The organism is Metallumcola ferriviriculae, assembly GCF_035573695.1.
GTDB lineage: Bacteria > Bacillota > JADQBR01 > JADQBR01 > JADQBR01 > Metallumcola > Metallumcola ferriviriculae.
Genome location: NZ_CP121694.1, coordinates 3,079,155 through 3,098,519, shown reverse-complemented (window position 1 = coordinate 3,098,519; position 19,365 = coordinate 3,079,155). Strand labels below are relative to the sequence as shown.

Here is a 19,365-nt window from a genome sequence, read left to right as displayed (position 1 = left end):
GAAGGTGGTGCTTGAATACAGTAATATTAGTACACATATAAGGGGTGCTTTTATTGGGTGCATTGTTCCGGCATAGACTGTCTCTTGTTGGTGGTTTTCTCGCTTTCGGCCTTTTTATTTCAGCACTGCTTTTTGGTTTTACCGAGCAGAAGTCACCGCTGCCTACCATTCTTCCTGGCTTGTCAATAGGGGGCCAGGACGTGGGGGGATTGATGGCCGAGGAAGCCCAAAAAGTTTTGATGAAGAAAGAGGACCAATTGTTGGCTCAGGATATATCCTTGAACTATGGCGATGGCAGTAAGGTGTTTACATACCGCCAACTGGGCATATCAGTACCGTTAGACCAGTTGATAACTGATGCCTTAGATTATGGACAGAATGGATCTCTTTGGCATAAAATAAAACAGCGGTGGCAGCTAAGGCATAAGGGTCATGATATACCGATAAAAATTAAATGGGATGAGAAAAAAATCAAAGAAAAGGTTTCCGGTTTGGCAGGCTTAATTAATAGTCAACCTGTAAATGCCATACTAGAATTCCGGGGGGATCAGGTGGTCCTTCGACCGTCCCGGGTGGGCCGGGAATTGGTAGTGGAAGAGACGATGGCGAACTTGCTGGATGTATTGCCCCTTCAAGGCAAAGGATTTGTTCCCGTCAGCACTACGCCGATTTGGCCGGAAATTAGCAGTAATGATGTTCGACAAAAAGGTATTACTGGTCTGGTGGCAGAATATGTAACCGATTTTAATCCATCTAACAAGCCAAGGGTAGAAAACATACGCGTTGCAGCAGCTAATTTGGATGGCAGGGAAATCGCCCCGGGAGAAGTTTTTTCATTTAATGATACTGTGGGACCCAGGACGGCAGAGCGAGGTTTTAAAAACGCGTTGATAATTGTTAACCATGATTTTGTTCCGGGGATTGGAGGCGGGGTATGCCAGGTCTCTTCCACCCTTTATAATGCAGTACTACGAGCTAATTTACCAGTATTAGAAAGATATCGCCATTCACTGCTGATAGGTTATGTGCCCCTTGGTCAGGATGCCACCGTGGCATACGGTGCCAAAGACTTTAAGTTCACCAATAACACTGGTAATTATCTGGTAATCAAAACTGCCGTGGATAATAACAGCTTTAATGTACGTCTGTTCGGCACCCCTGACCCGGCAGAAGTCGAGTTAAGGAGCATTGTGGAACGGAAAATTCCCTATAAAACAATAATTAAAGAAGACGCCCGGATACCTAAGGGTAAAAATTTTATTGAGCAACAAGGTATTGTCGGGTTTCAGGTAAGGGTAGAAAAAGTGCTTATGATGAAGGGTGAAGAACTATCTCGAGAAGTGGTATCTAGGGATACCTATCCAAGTCAAAGTAAAATTCTGCGTGTAGGCGCCGGTGATGTCGAATAATACACAGGGTTGGCAGGGGACCTGGAAACTTGTATAATATAGTAGATAAGATGTTGTCTACTGGGGGAGATAATGATGTCCGAGTCATCTAAGACCAACATTGTTGAAAAGGATTATGACCGAAGAGAAAAGACAAATCGGCTTAAAAAGCTGATTTTAGGCTTTGTGGCGATAGCAGTGGTCTTGCTGCTAATCTTTAGTGGGGCAGGTTTCTATCAGGTTAATAAGATGATGCGGCCAATGACTGATGGCCCTTCGCCGTCAAAGGTAGTCTTTATCCCGCCGCAATCATCTTCAAATGAGATAGGTAAGCTGTTGCAGAAAGAGGGTCTTATACGCCATAGATTATTATTTACTGTATACGCTCGTTTGCATAAATTAGACACCCGTCTGCAAGCCGGTGAATATGAATTTTCCCCATCCAAGTCCTTACCGGAAATAGTTAATAAAATTACCAGTGGTCAGGTAAAGACTTATTCATTTACTATTCCTGAAGGTTATACGGTTGACCAAATTGCTGCATTGCTGTCGGATAAGGGATTTGTGGATAAGGAAAAGTTCCTTTATCTTGTGAAAGAGGGAGATTTTGATTATTCCTTTATCAAGGGACTGCCCAAGAACAAACACCGGCTGGAAGGATATTTGTTCCCAGATACATATCAAATACCCAAGGGCTTTGGCGAAAGAGAGATTATTAATCTAATGCTGCGTAGGTTCAGTGAGGTATTTTCGGAAGATTGGCGAGAGCGAGCGAAGCTGATGGACCTGGATATCGGTGATGTGGTAACTATGGCTTCGTTGATTGAACGAGAGGCCAAACAAAAGGTTGAACAGTCGACAATTGCTTCAGTGATAAGCAATCGTCTAGAGAGAGGAATGCTCTTACAACTGGATGCAACGGTACAGTACGCCCTGGGCGAGCATAAAGAAAGGGTCTTGTTTGAAGACTTGGAGGTAGAATCGCCATATAATACCTATAAAAATGTCGGATTGCCCCCGGGGCCAATCGCTTCACCGGGTAGATCTGCTATTGAAGCAGCCCTTTATCCAGCTGATACAGACTATTTTTTCTATGTCGCCAAACCTGACGGCGGCCACGAATTTACCAAGACGTTGGCCGAACATAACAGGGCGATACGTCAATACCGACATTAGTTGGTGGTTTTTGCTTCGTGGAAATATATGTTATAATACTAAGACTATGAAGTGTGTGGCGAATGCCACACCTTTTGTCTATGTATAGGAAATTATGGGTTGTGGATAATTTCCTATACATGGGGGTTATTAAGGGGGTGTGCCCCCTTATGTTAATTTTAGGAGGGTCATAGCGAAGCGACCTAGGGAACCAGGGGTTCCCTGGGTAAGAACAAAAGCATTACCTTTAAGTGCCGAAAGGCATGAAATGCTTTTGTTCTTTTTAATACTATTTCCCGTTGGCCGGCGGCATTGCGTTTAAGGAGGTGCTTGATGGGTTATATTTTATCTGATATTGTGGAAAAATTTTTAAGGTATAATGTTTTAGTCGAAGACCCATACCTGAAGCAGCTGGAGCAAGAGGCTCGGCAAGAGAATATCCCGATAGTACGGCGAGAAGTGGGGCAGCTGCTTCGTCTTCTTACCCAAATAGCAAAACCCCAAAATATTCTCGAGGTGGGTACTGCCATCGGTTATTCCACCTTGTGGATGGCCAGAGAGGCTGCTGCTTGGGGTGGGACGGTGACTACCATTGAGCGTAACCCTCAACGTCGGCACCGGGCTCTCCAAATATTTCAAGAAGCACAGTTGGAACGGACAGTTAACTCTTTGCTTGGGGATGCTTCCAACATACTAAAAGACTTGCAGGGCCCATATCAGATGATTTTCGTGGATGCTGCGAAAGGGCAGTATCTTAATTGGCATCCATTTTTGAAGAAAATGCTGTCATCGGGGGGAATATTGGTAGCAGATAATGTGATGTTTCAAGGAATGGTACTGCCAAATTCATATCTGCCCCGTCGGCAAAAAACAGCTGTAAACCGCCTGCGTCAATATCTAAAAGAGTTGCAGCGCCCGCCCTTTACTACAGTAATTTTGCCGTTAGGTGATGGTGTGGCTGTCAGCCTTTTACAGGAGGAATTAACGTGAATAATAAGGTAGAACTTTTGGCTCCCGCAGGAAATTTAGAGAAATTACAGGCAGCAATCAGCTACGGCGCCGATGCCGTTTATTGTGCGGGTCAAAACTTTGGCCTCAGAGCATTTGCCGACAACTTTACCGTGGAACAGCTGACGCAGGGTATTGATTTTGCCCATAAGCATGGGGCAAAAATTTATGTGACAGTTAATATATTCGCTCATAACCAGGATATTAATGACCTGACTGAATACTTACATCAGCTTGGGGAATTGGCCGTAGACGGTATCATTGTATCCGACCCGGGAATAATCAATATTGCCCGTAGGGAAATTCCTCAGATGCCGCTTCACTTAAGCACCCAGGCTAATACCACCAATTGGGCTAGTGTACAATTTTGGCAGCAGCAGGGTATTGAACGGGTAGTGTTGGCTCGGGAACTTTCGTTGAATGAAATAAAGGAAATAAGAAACAAGGTTGACGTGACTTTGGAGTCATTTGTTCATGGTGCGATGTGTATATCTTATTCAGGTCGATGTCTGCTTAGCAATTACATGGCGGGCAGGGATGCAAATAGAGGTGAATGTGCCCAGGCGTGCCGCTGGAAATACTATTTGGTGGAAGATAAGCGTCCCGACGAGCAAATGGAAATAACTGAAGATCAGCAGGGCAGTTATATCCTTAATTCCAAAGATCTATGTATGATTGAATACATACCTGAACTGGTAGGGGCTGGGATTAACAGCTTTAAGATTGAAGGCAGAATGAAAAGTGTACATTACGTGGCTACGGTAGTACGTGCTTACCGGCGGGCATTAGACAGCTATTTAGGCGATCCAGATAATTACCGTTTAGACCCGGAACTATTGGCTGAAGTGCAGAAGGTAAGTCATCGGGGTTATACTGCCGGTTTTTACCACGACAAGCCTCAGGCGGAGGATCATAATTATCTAACCTCCAGATATTTGAGAGACTACGAATTTGTTGCTATGGTAAAAGGATATGACCGCCAAACTAAGCAGCTGATTCTGGAGCAGCGCAACAATTTTAAAGCGGGGGAAGTTTTGGAAGTAATGCCGCCTAAAGGGAACATTGAACACTTGACAGTTGAACCGATGTTTGACCAGAATGGAAAACAAATAGCCGCTGCGCCTCATCCCCAGCAGGAAGTGCGCATTGCAACAGAGGTACAATTTCCTGTATATTCCTTACTGCGCAGGCCGCCGGGAGAGTGAAGCCATGTATTTTTTAGTCAGAGTGAAGCCTCACGATATCGACTTCGTTAATAAAATAATAGAAGGATACGAAGGGTTGGGAATAGTGACAACCGTGGACGCTGCCTTAGGGGTAGTACGAGTATACGTCTCCCCTGATACAAAAGAAGACGTCCGGATCATCTTGGAGGATATGCCGGTGCCCCTGCAGATAGAGGAATTTCACAGCTAAAGACAGCTTGTGTGGTATACCATAGAATGGTAAAATATTTAGGGGGTGGGTAGATGAAACGCTGGGTTACTTTAATTGTGTTATCGCTGATTATGCTGGCGGTAAGCGGATGTTCTGTAGGCGTTAGGCCAACTGACGGTGGTAAGGATGTGGCAACGCCGTTACAGGTGCAGACCTTTTCCTTTGAGGCGGGGCTAATCGAGAAAGAATACATAGCAGCCGACAAAAAGTGTCAGGAGGCCCTGGGGAGACTGCTGGACGGCGATATCAATAAATTTGCGGCTAATGCAGTGTTTATTACTACCGGAAAGCTAATTAGGCAGTCCATTACCGAGATTAAGGCAATCAACGCTCCCGGGCAGCTTGAGGATATACGAGACGATTTAAATTTCAGCTTGGTTTATTATCAGGAAGCATTGGAAACAGTTGAAGAATACCTAAATACTGAAGATGGCGCAGTTTTGGAAAAAACCAGGCAGGAATTTGCAAAAGCTGCGGAATTTCTCAGAGATTATCAAGATAAGCTAGAGAATTTGGACGTTCCTGATGATGGACGGAACGGGTGGTACTAAGCGGGGACAAAGCCTCGCTTTTTTTTGTTTGCGAGGCATGCTGCCGAGCCAATGGTTTGAAAGAAAACCATAGCTTCTTACGGTAGAGGCAGGGCCCTTGTGCATTTACCATGAACATCGTGTACAACAAAAGAAACTGATGGTATAGCACTGGTATTTTAAGCCCAAAATATACTTAGCAGGGTCTTATAAAAGGCCCTTGGATAAAAAGTATGTTTTTGGCGGTGATTAATCATGCGAAGGCGACTAAATGTAGTTTTCAGTATTTTAATACTGGTGGGGCTCTTTTTGGCAGGCAGGTTGATACTAATTCAACTTGTGGACGGTGACGGCCTTTCCCAACAGGCTGCCTTGATGCAGCAGCGTTATATTCGTAATGAACCGGTACCCAGAGGAGATGTTTTGGATAGAAACTTGACCAGTTTGACGGACACTCGTACCGGCTTGGCCCTGATGGTCTTTCCCAATCTGCTAAAAAACATGGACCTGGTATCCCAAGAAATACGTTCGGTATTTGGCGAAATTTATAACATTGACCAATTGACTGCGGCAGAGAATTGGGAAGAACCGGTGGTATTAAATACATTTACCTCTTTTGAAAAAGTGGCAAAGATTCAAGATCTCAATTTGCCCGGAGTCTTCATAGTACCGCTCACTATCCGATATGGGCCAGATTCCTTAGCCAGGCATCTGGTTGGTCATCTTACCTCAGGTAAAGAAGGTTCGGCACCGGTATTTGGCCAGACAGGCTCAATGTCTAAGCAAAAGCCGGATTATACAGGCAGCTCAGGTATTGAAAAACGGTATGACCCGGAATTATCTTACGGCGAAAGCAGTAGTCTTTGGTCGCTATTTTTCGATGCTAGGGGCAATCTGGTGCCCGGGTTGAGTTTTGATAAAGTTGAGCGGAAGCAGCAATCAGAGCGCTATTCCGTGGTACTTACAGTGGATGGCAATCTACAAGCAGAAGTGGAAAGCATCATGGATAAGACAGTGGCCCAAGGGGCAGTGGTGGTAATGGATGCAGGCACCGGCGCTGTTTTAGCGGCCGCCAGCAGGCCCAATTATCGCCAGGATCGTGTAGGGCAGGTGCTTGATGCGGAGGGAGCACCATTACTAAACCGTATATTCAATAGCTATTACCCCGGTTCCATTTTTAAGATTGTGGTTGCTGCTGCGGCCTTAGAAGAAGGGTTGGTAAGCCCACAAGAGATATTTAACTGTACGGGAAATTATCAATTTGACAGCGGCTTGGAAATTCCCTGTTGGAATACTGACGGGCATGGTGAGCTCACCTTTGCTGAGGCCCTGGGGTTTTCTTGTAACCCTACCTTTATTGAGGTGGCTTTGAGACTGGGAAGGAGCAAATTATTAGAGTATGCCCGGGCTTTTGGGTTAGAGAAAGAGCTTGTTACCGGTTACGCACTGCCCGGCTATAATTCTTTAAATGTGGGTTATAGTGCCGGTGATTTGGGCAATGCTGCCGTAGGCCAGAAAGGCGTGCATGTGTCACCGCTGCAGATTGCAGCTATGACCTCGGTGGTGGCATCAGGTGGTATTTTTCATACCCCTAAGCTGGTGGAAGGCGTGGTGGATGGTAACGGACGCGTGCTGGAAAACGTACTTCAGGGAGAAGAAAAGCGAATAATTAGTGCGGAAACTGCCAGGACAGTACAGGCAATGATGAAATTGACCACGACCATCGGTACGGGGAAAAGTGCGTGGATTCCCGAGGGAGCCGCAGGCAAAACCAGTTCAGCAGAGACGGGTCAAGTAGATGAGCAAGGGCGGCAAATTATAAATGCTTGGTTTACCGGCTTTATCCCTCTAGAGCACCCAAAATATGTCATTACTGTGTTGGTGGAAGGCGGGAACTACGGTGGGAAAGTGGCGGCACCAATTTTCCGTGAGATAGCCGAATATTTATTAGGTGCAAAAGATAGTTAAGGAGGTGTTTGACATAGACGACAAGCAATGTCGCGAGGCGGAACATGCTTTCTTTGCCTACCGTCATAGCAGCAGGTTAATGAATAAGACCGGTAATGAGGAACTTAAGTATACCTTGCATAGGCGCTGTCAGATTAGCCTTGATCATATTCTTTCTTAAAAAAAGAAAGGAAGGGTATTCACCCTTCCTTTGGCTGCTACTGCATTTCCATAGTCATACTGCTGCTTGCGGCAGCACATTGAGAGACGCCCTTGTCCATGGTTTGAGCGCATTGGGCAACGGCCTGACCACCTTTTTCAACAGCCATTTTACTAACCATATTGGCTGCAAATGCGTTGCCGGAAAAAGCGAAAAGACTAACGGCCAGCAAACTTACGCTAGAAATTATCTTTAATTTTCTCATTCAATTCATTCCTTTCACAATTAGTATGATCTTACTACAGCCTATAGTACAATAAATTCATGAAGAAATCGTGAAGGATTGTTGAATTTATTGTGAACTAAAAAAAAGAGAGCAGATAAGATTATCTGCTCTCTTGATAGTGATATTAGAATTTTTTAAAATAGCGTCTGATTTCCCAGGGATGAACTTCGGATCTGTATTCCTGCCATTCTTTGTATTTTATATTAAGAAAACGGCTTAATGTATGCTCCCCAAGCGCTTGGCAGATCAAGTCATCTTGCTGCAGATCTTCAAGAGCTTCCTCAAGGTTCCGCGGCAGAGTGGTTAACTGTGCCTCTTCACGCTCTTTTTCAGTCAGTTCATAAACATTGCCGTTAATCGGTTCGGGAACTTCTAGATTGTTCTTGATACCGTCAAGTCCAGCTTTAATCATTACCGCAAATAGCAGATAGGGATTAGCGGTTGCATCGGGATTTCTAAGCTCTAACCGCGTACCATTGCCTCGTGTGGGAGGAACCCTCACCAACGCGCTGCGGTTATGGGTGGACCAAGCCACGTTGACCGGTGCTTCGTAGCCGGGTTCTAATCGCTTGTAAGAGTTAACCGTAGGATTACCAATGGCAGCGATAGCGTTCGCATGCTTGAGGATACCGGCTATATACTGTTTAGCAATCGTGCTTAATTCAAAATCTGACTGTGGGTCATAGAATGCGTTATCACCATTTTGGTAAAGTGACTGATGACAGTGCATTGCAGAACCATTTTCTCCGGCCAGTGGTTTGGGCATAAAGGTCGCATAAAGACCGTGCTCATGAGCAATATTACGCACTACATACTTAAAGGTTACAAACCTATCCGCAGTTTTTAACGCTTCATCATATTGAAAATCAATTTCGTGCTGTGAAGGCGCTACCTCATGGTGCGAAGCTTCAATGCGAAAGCCCAATTTTTTTAGTGCCAATACCATGTCACGTCGTGCTTTTTCGCCTTTATCGGTAGGTGAAAGGTCGAAATAACCTGCTTCGTCGTGTATATCGAAAACAGGGCGATTACGTTCATCGGTATGAAAGAGGAAAAACTCCCCCTCCGGGCCGACGTTTACCGTATACCCCATTTCGTTTGCTTCTTTTAACACCTTCTTCAAAATTCCCCGAGGACATCCTTCAAATGGTTCATCAATGGTCTTGTAAACATCACAGATTAGCCGGGCAGTTTTATCCTCAGCCCTACTCCAGGGGAAGATTGCGAAGGTGCTTGGGTCCGGACGCAGGTACATATCGGATTCTTCGACACGGGCAAATCCGTCAATTGAGGAGCCATCAAACATCAACTCTCCGTTGAGTGCTTTTTCTAATTCCTCTACGGTAATGGCCAAATTCTTGACGATACCGAATATATCAGTGAACTGCAGCCGAATAAATTCCACGTTTTCCTCAGCGACTCGAGACAACACTTCTTCTTGCTCTAAAATAATTTGACACTCCTTAGAATATTTTTGGGTTGTTTAGCAACCTAAGCTTTGTCTTAGCGGATAAGGTAGCTACAAGAAAACAAACCACTTCCTTTCCGGGAATCATCCCAACTAATTACCTTCAAGAAAAGTAAACAAAGTCCTGCAACTTTTTTTATTCCTTATAATCCCCGGCCTTTACAGCAGTATACATCTAAAGTATTAGAGGTACTCTTTACAATACGGCCATTAACCTGAGTTTTACAGCAAAAACGATTAAAAAAACCCGTTGCCCCAGTATTACCAAGGGCTAGCGGGTTTTGTATTTTGTCAAAAACTTGTAGTGTATTGACACTTATTTTTTGTATTGCAAAATTTTTTTGATCGCTGCCTGAGACATAATCTTTTTACTTAAGTCAAAGCCAAAGACAGACTCAATGGATTCTATTACATCATCTCGATAATCAAACAGGTAATAGTTTTGTTCCAAATAGGAGCAGGAATAGCTAATCAAAGAATTGCGAATCTGCTTCACAGTATGTTTTTTCTCTAGCATCTGTTCAAGAACCCGCATGATTACGAGTGCTACAAAACATACCAGAAAATGTGCTTCTACATGTGCATCTTTTTTTACATATACAGGTCTCGCCTTGAATTCACTCTTGATTACTTTAAAGGATTCTTCGATTTCCCAAAGTCCCTTGTAAATATCACGAATTTCTCTATCTGATAAATGCTTTTCACTGGTAACAATGGAATAGTATCCATCATATTTTTCTTCCTTCTGAATTCTTGCTTCATTCAGGGAAAGAACAAGCCCGTCAGGTATTTCACCTGTTTGTTTTAAGAATTTGATATTGCTTACATAGCCGGCAGCTCCAATGCTGGTAGCTCTTGTATATTTTCCGGGTTTGGCAATCAGTTCCTTTGCCTTCGCAATAGCCTTATCTCTGTCTTTTTTCTGTTTTTTGGCGTATTTATCGGAATAGTAGACCATCTGTTTCTGAAATATTTCCATCTTTTGGGCACGCTTGCCATCTGTTCCCTTTAACTGTATTTTCTTTGCATGAATGCGGAATTTGTGCTTAAAAAAGACGGTATTTCCATCCTTATCTTCTTCTTTGTCTATTAAATAATCTTCCTGATTTAATACCCATTCTTTAAATTCTTTGTCAGCACCGAGAACACTCTGTCCATAAACATAGCCGTCATTACCTGCCATGTCATCATGGTTCTTTCCCGAAAGAAAAGTGGTATTATCACTAGTGTTAAGCCCCCTGTCTGCTACAACGATAATACGTTCCAAGGCGAAATCTCTCTTTACACGGCGAATTGTTGGAAGTAGAGAGAGTTTTTCACTTTCGCCACCAGAAAAAGTATTGAAGGCCATGGGGATTCCATTAGTATCCATCAGGAGTCCCATTTGAATGATGGGATCTTTACGGTGCTCTTTAGATGGGCCACGTTTTTTTTGACCCTTTTTAATCATATTCCCGTCTTCATCGTATTCATCTTCATCCTCATAAGGGATCTCGAAGTAGTAGTTGGTGACATCATAATATCCAAGCTGGTTATCTCTTGCTATAAGTTCCGATATTCTACTATGGAGATGCCGTTGGATCTCATTTGAATATCCGGCAAAGTAATCCAGAGCACGGTAAATGTCAGCCAGTGAAAAGTCAAAGGATTCAAAGAAATAATCCTTGGTTTCAAAGGCGTGTCTTTTTGATGAAGGAAATAAAAAGCGGTTGAAAATGAGCAGACTGAATATGCTGTTTAGGTTATAATCTACGATTAAATGCCTTTGCTTGTTCTGGAAATATTCTCTAAGACCAAGTAGAGAGTATACTGATTTTGGCACAGTATAACCAAGATTTTTGCGCAATGCTGCTTGATCCGGAAGCTTAGCTAACAGGTCAAGTTCTAGTTTTTTTTGCGGAACTTCGTTCTTGGTACGTTCCTTTGCAACCCGCTTGAAATGTGCAATAGGATCAGGATATTCCTTTTCCAGATCTTCAAGATAGCCAAGTTTCTCAACTGTTTTTTGTTTTACCTTTCCATTCTGTCTATAACCTTGGACAAAAGACAAATAGACCTTACCATTACTGATACTTTTCTTTACATACATAAATTCACCTCTAATCCCATAATATCACAATACACGACGATATACAACATATAAATGCATAAAGATTGACAAAAGAAAAGCCCGACTTCTCGGGCTTCAGAGCGGTTTTTTATATGTAGTTGGTGTAAAACAACGGAATATTTTTGGGTTGTTTAGCAACCTAAGCTTTGTCTTAGCGGATAAGGTAGCTACAAGAAAACAAACCACTTCCTTTCCGGGAATCATCCCAACTAATTACCTTCAAGAAAAGTAAACAAAGTCCTGCAACTTTTTTTATTCCTTATAATCCCCGGCCTTTACAGCAGTATACATCTAAAGTATTAGAGGTACTCTTTACAATACGGCCATTAAGGAGTAATATATTTAGGAAAGTGAATGAAAGGCGAGTTTTACTAACCTCTGAGGCGTTTGAGGGAAACGCCTTAGTTTATTTTTTTCATTCAGTAAATATATTTATCGCTTTCGATTATTATGACTAAGACTGCTTATCTTAATTAGTGAGAATTGCTAAGGGGGACAATACTATGAATAGAGTGCTAAACCGTATGGGTCCGCCGCAAATATTAGTATTAGGTTTTGCTGTATTAATATTGGTTGGCGCGGTGCTTTTGAGTCTGCCTGTGGCGTCGGCCAGCGGCACCGCCACTAACTTTTTGGATGCATTGTTTACCGCCACTTCTGCATTATGTGTTACTGGGTTGGTGGTGGTAGATACGGCTTCTCACTGGTCTATGTTTGGCCAAATAGTGATTCTGCTCTTAATTCAAATAGGCGGCTTGGGGATCATGACATTTGCTGCATTCTTCGCGCTTCTGTTGCGTAAAAAGATTGGCTTAAAGGAAAGACTACTGCTGCAGGAGGCATTGAATAAACTTAGCGTTTCCGGAGTCGTTAAGCTGGTACAGCAGATATTGCTTACTACCTTTATCATCGAAAGCGCCGGTGCAGTAATTTTGACGCTGAGGTTTATAAAGGATATGCCTTTAGCAAAGGCAATTAAGTATGGTATATTTCATTCTATATCCGCTTTTAATAATGCCGGCTTTGACCTTTTCGGAACAGTTACCGGTAAATTTAGCAGTTTGACTGCTTATGCCAATGATCCGGTAGTTAGTCTGACAGTCGCGTTTTTATTTATCATTGGCGGTTTGGGTTTTAGTGTAATTGTGGTATTAACTCAGACCCGGTGCAAAAAGGATTTAAACCTGCATGCGAAATCAGTAATAACAACCAGCTTGGGATTACTGGCATTTGGCTTTACCATTATTTCTATTATAGAATGGAATAATCCCGCTACTATGGGTAATCTCTCTGTGGGCAGTAAGTTGTTATCCGCTTTCTTTTCTTCGGCTACACCAAGAACGGCAGGTTTTAACACGTTGGATACGGCGGGGTTAATGATACCTACGCAATTTCTACTGATACTGCTGATGTTCATCGGCGCCTCCCCCGGGTCTACCGGCGGTGGCATTAAGACCACTACTTTTGCCGCAGTTTTTTATTCTGCCCGCGCGACATTGCTGGGTAAAGAGGAACCTACAGCTTTTGAAAGAAGAGTACCCAGAGAAACCTTGGATAAGGCACTGGCGGTAACATTTGTCGCCTTCATATGGGTTACCTTTGTTACGCTTATCCTGACAGTATCAGAGCATGCTGATTTTCTTACTACCCTGTTTGAAACCACCTCCGCGTTCGGTACCGTGGGTTTATCCTTGGGTTTAACTACAGAACTCTCAATTTTGGGCAAAATCATGATAACTTTAACAATGTTTCTAGGAAGACTGGGGCCGTTGACATTGGTATTTGCCATTGCCCAGCGGCGCAGAAAATGTAAAATCAGATACCCCGAAGAACAGCTGATGATTGGATAAGGAGGGCGAGATATGCGCAAACAATTTGCGGTTCTGGGTTTGGGCCGGTTTGGATCTAGTGTTGCTGAAACTTTGACAGAACTTGGACATGAGGTGTTGGCAATTGACATCGACGAAACGAAGGTACAGCATTTAGCAGATGTGGTCACTCATGCTGTTCAGGCAGATGGCATGGATGAAGAAACTTTGAGATCATTAGGTGTGCGAAACTTCGATGTGGCAGTGGTGGCCATTGGGAAGGATATTCAAGCCAATATACTGGTAACGGTAATTCTAAAAGAACTGGGTGTTAAGTACATTGTCTCCAAAGCGCAGAATGAACTGCACGGCAAGGTCTTGGAAAGGGTTGGCGCCGATAAGGTGGTTTATCCCGAACGAGACATGGGTCATCGCGTAGCCAACAACCTGGTTAGTGCGAATGTGCTTGACTATATCGAACTTGCTCAAGATTATAGTATTATGGAAATCGTTGCCCCCGGCATTGCGCATGGCAAATCACTGGGTGAATTAAACCTTAGGGCACGCCATGGTGTCAGCGTCTTGGCTGTGAAGACCGGAGAAAAAATTAATGTTGCACCGGGTGCAGACGCCATCATTAAAGAAAATGATGTATTGGTGGTCGTGGGAGAAAACCGGGCAATTCAAAACTTGGCAACCGACTAAAAAGGAAAGACCTACTTTATCGATAGATGCACTAATAATCTGCCCATGGGGTGGATTTTTTTTTAGCCAATTTGTTTATACTAAGAAAGCAACTTTAAAACCGAGGTTCGTAAGGAGGGTCAGTATGCGGAAAGGTGCCGGGGAAAAATTTGAGGATATTTTACTTGGTACAGCACTAGTGGGCGGAGGCATCTTAGCGGCTAGAAAATTAGTCCACAAGAGCGTGCAAAGTGCCATGGGCCGTTTAATGATGGACCCCTACAATGAGAACGTCTGGGAATTTGTATCCGCTGTCACAAGGGCGGGGTTACAAAATATTATGGAAACTAACCTTCGAGCCCAGGAGGGAAAGGTTATTCAAAGGCCTCTGGGAAGCCCAAGAAAGTTCCCCCGTATGCACAGTCTTATGTTTCGTACTGCCCAACTGCACCCACTGCCCGAAAACCCGAACACGCCAATTGAAATGGGTACAGTTATCGGTCCAAAAGCAGAAAAGCCATTAAGTATCAGTATTCCCATCATGATATCAGGTATGGCATTCGGCTTGGCCCTTAGTGAAAAAGCTAAGATAGCTTTGGCCAAAGGGGCAGGTATGTCCGGAACTGCTACAAATACAGGAGAAGGGCCATTTCTTCAATCTGAAAGAGATGCAGCAAAAAAGCTAATTATCCAGTACACCAAGTACCATTGGCAAAAAGAGGAAGAAATATTGAAACAGGCAGACGCGATAGAAATACATCTGGGCCAAGGAGCAACCGCTGGATTAGGGCATAGAGTGGTCAATAAAAAAGTTTTGGATGCTGTCCGAAAAAAAATGCCGATTCCTTATCGCGATGCCCTTCGTTCCGATAGTCGTTTTGCTAATATGGTGGAAGAAAAAAATATGCTGCCGAAAATGATTAAACATCTTAAAAAAATCAGCGAAGGGGTACCGGTGGGGGCTAAAATTGCGGCGGGGCAGTCATTGGAAAGCGATTTGGAGTTATTGGTTGATGCGGGAGTAGATTATATTGTTGTTGATGGTGCCGAAGCAGCTACTCACGGGTCTCCTCCCATTACCCAAGATGACTTTGGCATTCCCACCCTCCATGCTCTGTGCCGGGCAGGAAAGTTTTTTAGGGAAAATAAGCTTAATGGCAAGGTGAGTCTAATTGCCTCAGGGGGGTTATTTTCTCCCGGTGACTTTTTAAAAGCAATTGCGCTGGGTGCTGACGCAGTCAATACAGGCACAATGATTCTTTTTGCTATGGCTCATACTCAAGTATTAAAGTCTCTACCCTGGGAACCGCCAACCCAGGTAGTATGGGCAGATGGGAAGCAGGCAGATAAATTTAATTTGAAGAAAGGTATAATGAGTACGCATAAATACTTGAAATCCGCTTCAGAAGAAATGGGGGACGGGATTAGGGCGCTGGGGAAGAGAAACATTCACGACATCGGCCTGGATGATCTCTGTGCCATAGATCGGGATGTGGCTGACATTGCCGGCGTTCCGTTTACTGGAGTGTCACCATAACTTGGCGAAAAAATATATTACTACAAATTAAGCCCCGGGTGGGGCTTAATTTTTTTGAAAAGTTAGACCTTAATGCGCCAAGGCGATTAAATTGTTTCTCTTGAAGGTTTTTCTATTTCCTAATTATGCCATCAACGTTTGTTTGTGCCGAATTTTGATGGACAAAACTTTTGCAGCAGGTTTCCATACAGGTGTTAGTCGGTGTTACGCCCATATTCTGGGCTTGGGTGGCATCTGCATTATCCGGCAAAGTTGCGCCGATTTGGTCAGACGTCACCAGAATTTCTGATGCATCACAAATGTTTCCCTGCTTATAATAGTGGCAGTTATTTACCGTGCAGTGAATTTTACTCATTTATATCACCTCCTTAGTATAGCTTTTCCGCTCTCATCTAAACTTATGGCAAATCTTAATGGTAAAAAATTTCCATTTTAGGGCAGTCACATATGTCAGTCAAAGACCATATAGTATAAAGTACCGAATTTCAGGAGGTGTATACATGATTCCCGGTTTAACTACTTTCGGCAGCTTGTTAGTGCTCCAAACCATCGCTTTAATTGTGGCATATATGTCCAATAATGCTTTCCCTTATCCTCTTTCCGACGAAGATGAAAAACGCTACCTTGAGGAATTTGCCCGTGGTGATCAGGATGCACGTAACACATTGATTGAGCATAACCTCAGACTGGTTGCTCATATAACTAAAAAATTTGAGGGCACCGGAGTGGATGTAGATGATTTAATTTCCATAGGAACCATTGGCTTAATTAAAGGTATTAATACCTACGATACTTCAAAAGGAACGAAGCTTGCTACCTATGCTGCCCGGTGTATTGAAAATGAAATCTTGATGCATTTACGATCACGAAAAAAAATTCGCGGTGAAGTATCTTTACACGACCCTATTGGGGTAGATAAAGAGGGGAATGAAATTACCCTAATGGATGTATTAGGGACGGATTTGGATACAGTCGCTGAAACCGTGGAATTAAAACAGGAAAGAAAGCGTGTGCTTGAACATGTGAAGAATTTGAATAAGCGGGAAAAGCAGGTGCTGGAGTGGCGTTACGGGCTGTTTAACGGCTTGAGAAAGACACAGCGGGATATTGCTAAAAAGCTTGGGATATCTAGGTCTTATGTATCGAGAATTGAAAAGAAGGCGATTCAGAAGTTGATTAAAGACTTACAGTCTTAATATTGCCTAAATAACATTTTGAGAAAAGTACAGGGAAGGAGGGTCAATCTTGCCGGGAGCTAAAGTAGTATGTGACCATTGCGGAAGCACCATGGAATATATTAATAAGGTGACTCACAAAACACCGGGTGAGTATGTATGCATGAATGATTCCTGCGCCTATCGGGGAAAGGAAGGGCGGCGGTTTAGGAAAACAAGTTAGGGAAGTTAAGGGTTGAAGTTAAAAGCCTACTTATTGACTTTATTTGAGTTAATGGATGAGGGCTTGTAAGTTAAGAATTCTAGGCACAGAGAGATGGCTTTTATATTTTATAAAAGTCATCTTTTTTTTAGATTGCGCTATATAAACACGAAAGAAGTTCAATAAACTAAAAAATATGGAAGTGTGGAAAAATGTGACAAATGACCCCTCGATTTTCATTTTAAATGATGTAAAATGTTGATTTGTGAGGTTCTCAAGGGAGAGGATTATGGAATGAATATTACTCAGCAAGTCCAGCAATTAAGAAACCGGTTAAACATGTTAATTACTGAAGATAAAAAGCCACTCTCATCCGAAGAGGTTCTGGCTCTCAGCCAAAAGCTGGATAGGGTCGTGGTTGAAAAGATGAAGGCTATAAATGAATATGAGGTAAATAAGTAGTGTCCCGGTTTTGGCCGGGGCTTTTACGTTTTAGCAGGATATTACTTCAATCGGTATGTTAAGCATAAGAAATGCCGGGACGTTTACCAGCCAACAAAGTGATAGCCAATACCCATGTTATTTAGGTTTCACCCGACTTAATTTCGTAATATATAATAAGTGATTCCCCTGCTGAAAGGGAGTGATTACCCCCTATTAACCCCTTGGGAGAATTTAAAATAAGCTCATTTTTTGTTTAGTTACCTCAAAGCCGGATTTTTTCAGGTATATGATGTACATATACATCAATAAATCCTTGTTTTCACTGTGTTTTGCTCTACATTGGACACACCACTTCCCTGCCTTTTGGTTTAGGCTTATTCATTGCTCGGGAAAATTGTTTGAAGTTATGACCAATTACCTTGAGGCCAATTTGTAACTGACATTTGATCAGGCCTCTTACTCTAAGTTTGTTAGCACCTTGGCCCCTTTTAATTGCAGAGTTGGTACCCTCTATGGCAGCCCTTTTACTGGTGTTTTCACGTCGTATTTCCTTTTTTGAAATTTCTTGGCGGGTGTTGGCTGCTAGTATTGCTTTTTTACTGGCTCTCAGTACCATTGATTTTTTCTGCGGCTTTACGGGACAATGCTCTCTTATGGGGCAATAAAGGCATTCTGACTTCTCAAAATGGGTCGTTGTACTTTTAGATTTCTTACTATAGTCGCTTCGAAGTGGTATTTTACCTGCAGGACATTTTTCCACCTCATGTTCTTCATTGAAGTTGAAGTTTGTCAGAGGTAATTTGTTACTGGTACTTTTCCTGCCGGTCATGTCTGTAAAATGCAGTTTGACTTCTGCTTCATCAGCTTTGTTAATTGTTTCTTCGCCGTAATAGCCGCCATCTACGTAGAGGTCAGTAACATCAGTATTTTTCTTGATAGTATCTACACGTTTTCGTGCCAGTTCTGTATCGCTTTTTATATTGACATCCAGATCGTAATCTGTAATTAGCTGCACCGGATTATCTTTCGAACATGTTTCAGCTAGATTAACAACATAGCCTTGGTTCGTCTTACCGTTTTTATTTCTAAAGGTAGCGTCCGTATCATGGGCAGACTGCATGGATGCGGAAGAAATTTCTTTATTATCTTCGGGCACCCAGACTTTCTTTTCTGTATCATAATGTGCTTGTTCATTGAGAAAACGAGCTAACAGTTTGATTTCCTCTTTTGAAGTTAGTTGTTTTGCTTTAGCGAGGTCATAAATTTCTGTACAAAGTATGAGTACTGTCTCAAGCTTGGCATTTATCTTACTGGCCTTGGTTTTAAACAGCAGTTTGGTCTTGAAGGAAGGCTCCAGTACTTCTTTTAGTGAGTTGCTTAAATGTTTTTGAGGTATTGCTTTCACGGCTTTTTCTAAAAAATCATAAGCAAGGGATAACCTTCCAGCTCTTTTAATATTAGGGGTAACATAGGTTGAGTCCATTCTTTGTTCGTCTGTTTTAATATTGGCTTTATCGATGAAATGCCGAGTTAAGATTTCAAACTGCTTAAACATGATTTCTTCTTCATCGGGGTGTTCCTTAACGTAGTTGACGAGGCGTTCTCTAAATTCATACAGGGTGCGTTCAGCAAAGTATATTTCGCCAATATTTTTGATACCTAAAGCGTAGATTACCTGATAATTGAAATAGAATTGTTCTAAGATTTCTTCATCTGTGTAGTCGAACATATTCTTTATTAATTCCAATGATAAAAGGATATTTACCGGGAAATTAGGCCTGCCGTTATCAAAACAGTAAAGTGGAGCAAACACTTCTTCATCTATTTTACAAAAGACATGCTCATAAAAAATCGGTGCCCAGGTATCTTTCAGCATTTTAGCTATTTTAGGGTTCATGGTTTGATAGTGACTGAACAATTCTTCCTGCAAATGACCATCGTTTTTTCTAAACATTCTTTGCACGCCCCTTCGCCTCAAGTGTAGACCTACCAATGGTTTCTACCATTATTACTTCGACGCGAAGGG

17 protein-coding genes are annotated in these 19,365 nt (G+C 42.8%); 12 read left to right on the top strand and 5 right to left on the bottom strand.

All coding sequences use genetic code 11. The annotated features are described in order from the left end of the window. The first annotated feature begins 53 nt into the window (after positions 1–53). From MFMK1_RS15320 to MFMK1_RS15290, 7 genes are all read left to right on the top strand, one after another. Entirely contained in the window at positions 54–1,409 is a 1,356-nt protein-coding gene (locus MFMK1_RS15320; RefSeq protein ID WP_366922557.1) for a VanW family protein, read from the top strand. Positions 1,410–1,484: 75 nt separating this feature from the next. Continuing rightward, positions 1,485–2,564 carry an endolytic transglycosylase MltG gene (gene mltG, locus MFMK1_RS15315; protein ID WP_366922556.1) on the top strand — a complete coding sequence of 360 codons (1,080 nt, stop codon included), beginning with the start codon at positions 1,485–1,487 and terminating at the stop codon, positions 2,562–2,564. Between the two features lie 312 nt (positions 2,565–2,876). Beyond that, positions 2,877–3,533, top strand: coding sequence for an O-methyltransferase (locus MFMK1_RS15310; protein WP_366922555.1), 657 nt, complete (start codon positions 2,877–2,879; stop codon positions 3,531–3,533). Next, positions 3,530–4,756, top strand: a complete 1,227-nt coding sequence (locus MFMK1_RS15305) for a peptidase U32 family protein (protein ID WP_366922554.1) — start codon at positions 3,530–3,532, stop codon at positions 4,754–4,756. Before MFMK1_RS15310 ends, MFMK1_RS15305 begins: the two co-directional genes overlap by 4 nt. 4 nt (positions 4,757–4,760) lie before the next feature. Further along, positions 4,761–4,967: a DUF4911 domain-containing protein gene (locus MFMK1_RS15300; protein ID WP_366922553.1), complete on the top strand. Its 207-nt coding sequence runs from the start codon at positions 4,761–4,763 to the stop codon at positions 4,965–4,967. A 53-nt stretch (positions 4,968–5,020) separates the two neighbouring features. Next, a complete protein-coding gene (locus tag MFMK1_RS15295; RefSeq protein WP_366922552.1) occupies positions 5,021–5,539 on the top strand; it encodes a hypothetical protein in 519 nt (172 codons plus the stop codon). A 234-nt stretch (positions 5,540–5,773) separates the two neighbouring features. Beyond that, entirely contained in the window at positions 5,774–7,486 is a 1,713-nt protein-coding gene (locus tag MFMK1_RS15290; RefSeq protein WP_366922551.1) for a peptidoglycan D,D-transpeptidase FtsI family protein, read from the top strand. Between the two features lie 197 nt (positions 7,487–7,683). Here the strand turns inward: MFMK1_RS15290 and MFMK1_RS15285 are convergent, their stop codons facing one another. The 3 genes from MFMK1_RS15285 to MFMK1_RS15275 form a co-directional block, all read right to left on the bottom strand. Continuing rightward, positions 7,684–7,890, bottom strand: a complete 207-nt coding sequence (locus tag MFMK1_RS15285) for a hypothetical protein (protein ID WP_366922550.1) — start codon at positions 7,888–7,890, stop codon at positions 7,684–7,686. 145 nt (positions 7,891–8,035) lie between these two features. Continuing rightward, positions 8,036–9,343, bottom strand: a complete 1,308-nt coding sequence (gene glnA, locus MFMK1_RS15280; RefSeq protein WP_366922549.1) for a type I glutamate--ammonia ligase — start codon at positions 9,341–9,343, stop codon at positions 8,036–8,038. Positions 9,344–9,695: 352 nt separating this feature from the next. Then, the gene (locus tag MFMK1_RS15275) at positions 9,696–11,468 is read right to left on the bottom strand and encodes an IS1634 family transposase (protein ID WP_366922124.1); all 1,773 of its coding nucleotides are present in this window, start codon (positions 11,466–11,468) and stop codon (positions 9,696–9,698) included. 524 nt (positions 11,469–11,992) lie between these two features. On the opposite strand from MFMK1_RS15275, the gene MFMK1_RS15270 reads away from it, so the two are divergent. The 3 genes from MFMK1_RS15270 (at position 11,993) to MFMK1_RS15260 (ending at position 15,518) form a co-directional block, all read left to right on the top strand. Further along, positions 11,993–13,339 carry a TrkH family potassium uptake protein gene (locus tag MFMK1_RS15270; RefSeq protein ID WP_366922548.1) on the top strand — a complete coding sequence of 449 codons (1,347 nt, stop codon included), beginning with the start codon at positions 11,993–11,995 and terminating at the stop codon, positions 13,337–13,339. Between the two features lie 12 nt (positions 13,340–13,351). Further along, positions 13,352–14,002 carry a potassium channel family protein gene (locus MFMK1_RS15265; protein WP_366922547.1) on the top strand — a complete coding sequence of 217 codons (651 nt, stop codon included), beginning with the start codon at positions 13,352–13,354 and terminating at the stop codon, positions 14,000–14,002. Positions 14,003–14,126: 124 nt separating this feature from the next. Beyond that, the gene (locus MFMK1_RS15260; protein ID WP_366922546.1) at positions 14,127–15,518 is read left to right on the top strand and encodes an FMN-binding glutamate synthase family protein; all 1,392 of its coding nucleotides are present in this window, start codon (positions 14,127–14,129) and stop codon (positions 15,516–15,518) included. Positions 15,519–15,630: 112 nt separating this feature from the next. On the opposite strand, the gene MFMK1_RS15255 is transcribed toward MFMK1_RS15260, so the two are convergent. Beyond that, complete coding sequence (locus MFMK1_RS15255; protein ID WP_366922545.1) at positions 15,631–15,873, bottom strand: DUF1540 domain-containing protein; 243 nt, start codon at positions 15,871–15,873, stop codon at positions 15,631–15,633. A 145-nt stretch (positions 15,874–16,018) separates the two neighbouring features. Between MFMK1_RS15255 and sigK the strand changes: the two genes are divergently transcribed. Both sigK and MFMK1_RS15245 read left to right on the top strand, forming a co-directional pair. Further along, positions 16,019–16,714, top strand: coding sequence for an RNA polymerase sporulation sigma factor SigK (gene sigK / locus MFMK1_RS15250; RefSeq protein ID WP_366922544.1), 696 nt, complete (start codon positions 16,019–16,021; stop codon positions 16,712–16,714). 475 nt (positions 16,715–17,189) lie between these two features. Then, entirely contained in the window at positions 17,190–17,357 is a 168-nt protein-coding gene (locus tag MFMK1_RS15245) for an aspartyl-phosphate phosphatase Spo0E family protein (RefSeq protein ID WP_366922543.1), read from the top strand. Positions 17,358–17,673: 316 nt separating this feature from the next. Here MFMK1_RS15245 and MFMK1_RS15240 read toward each other — a convergent pair whose 3' ends face one another. Next, a complete protein-coding gene (locus MFMK1_RS15240) occupies positions 17,674–19,293 on the bottom strand; it encodes a transposase (protein ID WP_366922135.1) in 1,620 nt (539 codons plus the stop codon). Between the last annotated feature and the right edge of the window lie 72 nt (positions 19,294–19,365).

Bases quoted from the DNA above. Each gene is read 5' to 3' on its own strand.
- mltG (WP_366922556.1), top strand. From the start codon at position 1,485: ATGTCCGAGTCATCTAAGACCAACATTGTTGAAAAGGATTATGACCGA.
- MFMK1_RS15310 (WP_366922555.1), top strand. From the start codon at position 2,877: ATGGGTTATATTTTATCTGATATTGTGGAAAAATTTTTAAGGTATAAT.
- MFMK1_RS15300 (WP_366922553.1), top strand. From the start codon at position 4,761: ATGTATTTTTTAGTCAGAGTGAAGCCTCACGATATCGACTTCGTTAAT.
- MFMK1_RS15295 (WP_366922552.1), top strand. From the start codon at position 5,021: ATGAAACGCTGGGTTACTTTAATTGTGTTATCGCTGATTATGCTGGCG.
- MFMK1_RS15290 (WP_366922551.1), top strand. From the start codon at position 5,774: ATGCGAAGGCGACTAAATGTAGTTTTCAGTATTTTAATACTGGTGGGG.
- MFMK1_RS15285 (WP_366922550.1), bottom strand. From the start codon at position 7,890: ATGAGAAAATTAAAGATAATTTCTAGCGTAAGTTTGCTGGCCGTTAGT.
- MFMK1_RS15275 (WP_366922124.1), bottom strand. From the start codon at position 11,468: ATGTATGTAAAGAAAAGTATCAGTAATGGTAAGGTCTATTTGTCTTTT.
- MFMK1_RS15270 (WP_366922548.1), top strand. From the start codon at position 11,993: ATGAATAGAGTGCTAAACCGTATGGGTCCGCCGCAAATATTAGTATTA.
- MFMK1_RS15265 (WP_366922547.1), top strand. From the start codon at position 13,352: ATGCGCAAACAATTTGCGGTTCTGGGTTTGGGCCGGTTTGGATCTAGT.
- MFMK1_RS15260 (WP_366922546.1), top strand. From the start codon at position 14,127: ATGCGGAAAGGTGCCGGGGAAAAATTTGAGGATATTTTACTTGGTACA.
- MFMK1_RS15255 (WP_366922545.1), bottom strand. From the start codon at position 15,873: ATGAGTAAAATTCACTGCACGGTAAATAACTGCCACTATTATAAGCAG.
- sigK (WP_366922544.1), top strand. From the start codon at position 16,019: ATGATTCCCGGTTTAACTACTTTCGGCAGCTTGTTAGTGCTCCAAACC.
- MFMK1_RS15245 (WP_366922543.1), top strand. From the start codon at position 17,190: ATGAATATTACTCAGCAAGTCCAGCAATTAAGAAACCGGTTAAACATG.
- MFMK1_RS15240 (WP_366922135.1), bottom strand. From the start codon at position 19,293: ATGTTTAGAAAAAACGATGGTCATTTGCAGGAAGAATTGTTCAGTCAC.